This is a genomic window from Nostoc sp. (assembly GCF_036919495.1).
Classification (GTDB): domain Bacteria; phylum Cyanobacteriota; class Cyanobacteriia; order Cyanobacteriales; family Nostocaceae; genus Nostoc.
On sequence record NZ_JBALBZ010000113.1, the window covers coordinates 1 to 1,825 of the forward strand.

At 41.4% G+C, this 1,825-nt stretch carries 2 protein-coding genes; both read right to left on the reverse strand.

Translation table 11 applies throughout. The annotated features are described in order from the left end of the window. Positions 1–110: 110 nt before the first annotated feature. The gene (locus tag V7K25_RS15945; RefSeq protein ID WP_335159521.1) at positions 111–1,028 is read right to left on the reverse strand and encodes a TniQ family protein; all 918 of its coding nucleotides are present in this window, start codon (positions 1,026–1,028) and stop codon (positions 111–113) included. Further along, a partial coding sequence (locus V7K25_RS15950) for a TniB family NTP-binding protein (protein ID WP_335159523.1) occupies positions 1,018–1,825 on the reverse strand: 808 nt, incomplete at its 5' end. The genes V7K25_RS15950 and V7K25_RS15945, both read right to left, overlap by 11 nt.

Below are 1,825 nucleotides of genomic sequence, written 5' to 3' on the forward strand. Positions count from 1 at the left end.
TGTCACTGAAAGCATAAGATGAGCAAGTTGCTTACTTTATGGTTTCAAAACAGGTCGCTCATCTTATGCTTACGGAAAAGGAAGCACCGTCCAGTAGCTCTGGTCTGGGTTCAACTGACTACACTCGGTATAATCGAGAGAATTTCCAAACCCTCAACAGGATTAATTCCAAGTTTGTAACACCACCTTAAAAATTTAGTGAGAGTAGGTTTTCGCCGGTATTTAGCTGGCGGGGTAACTTGGGAAAAAGAAGTCAAACTAAGTGTTGGCATAGCGCCGAAAATCTGGCCAACAGATTGAGCAGCCCACTTTTCCCAATCAAACCGAGACCCTTGAGAAAAAGAAGTATTGTCTACAAACCGACCCAGCCATGCATTACACACACAACAATAACCAAGAGAATTGCAGTCCAGATTGAGAAACTGTTGAAAACAACCACAGTACAAGCACCGTAGTTGTAGGTAACGTTGGTGAACTGGACAAACACTGACAGGTTCTATTGTCCACAACAAAGGGTTATAAATAGGTTTTCCAGCTTCACGCCAGTCTTGATAGCAGCCAGAACACCAACGTTGTTCAGTATGTAAAATATGACTGAAGTTAAGCCGCCAGGAGTGCCATTGAAGTAAAGTCAGAAAACTCAGATCAAGCCTAGCAGTTAATTTCTCAACGATGGCAACTACCTTTGAAACATGTTGCGTTCGGTCTAACCAAAATTTAGCAGACTGCTGTTGTAAAAGTGCAGGCTCTCGATGCCAAGCATTGATGAGCATTTTGATAGCATCATCAGCTTTCAAGAAATCGGGTGGTTGGTTGCTCTGAATAAATAACGGCGTAATTTTATAGCGAATTAAACTAGCAATCGAGACACCATGTGCAGCAGCCAAGCGCTGTAAGTAACTAGTAAAACTTTCAACTGTGGGTGTACCAAAACCTATTGGTTTAAGAGAATAAAGATGGCTGCGTTTTGGAAGTTGGTTCATCGTTAAGTCCCACGACTCATAATTAGCCAAACTTTCAACCGACATTTTCACCACCTCCAACAGGACGACGTTGAGGTTTAGTATTACCAGTAGTAGAGCGACGAGATTTAGTATTGGTTGTATTGGTTGTATTGGTTGTCTGGGACGTGCTATGTGTAGCTGACCCATGATGAGATTCTAAACCTAAAGCAATTCTCAAAGCCGAACTATCTGGGGTAAACTCAAGTTGCTTTTCTCCTAATCGTGTTTCGTTGAAGATAATCATGCATTGTTCATGAGAGTAAGCAGAAGATTTTAAATGCGACAGAGTGAGAGTTTTAGCTCCATCCAGTAACGCTGTTGCCAATGCTTGAGATAACCAATCTTTGAGAATACCGACACAACCGAAACTGCGTTCGTAGCAAAAATCCCAGTATTTAAGTAAATCAGGCTCTTCTTCAAAAGGTAAATGACGTTGAAAAGTTTGAACAACACCTCTGAAAGCTTTTAAATCTTCTTCATTCTCGACTTTGTATCGCTCAAAATGAATATCCAGGCTGCGCCTGCACAACTGGGCACTCAAGTTACGAAGTATCAACAAGTCATAAGTACCTGCCAGTACGAATTTGACTTGAGTAAGGTTTGCTAGCGACTTAATACAGTCTGTCTGGTCGCGTAATTTTCGACCACTGGCAACTTTACTGAGATTTTGTGCTTCATCAAGGCAAAAAACTTTCAGACGACGATGTTTAAGAGCAGCTTCTAAGGATGTTTTCAACTTCAAATTAGTAATTCGACCATAACTAGGTAACTGAATGCAAGGGTCTTGGAGAACGCCCAAAGCACGTAGATAAAAATCTTTC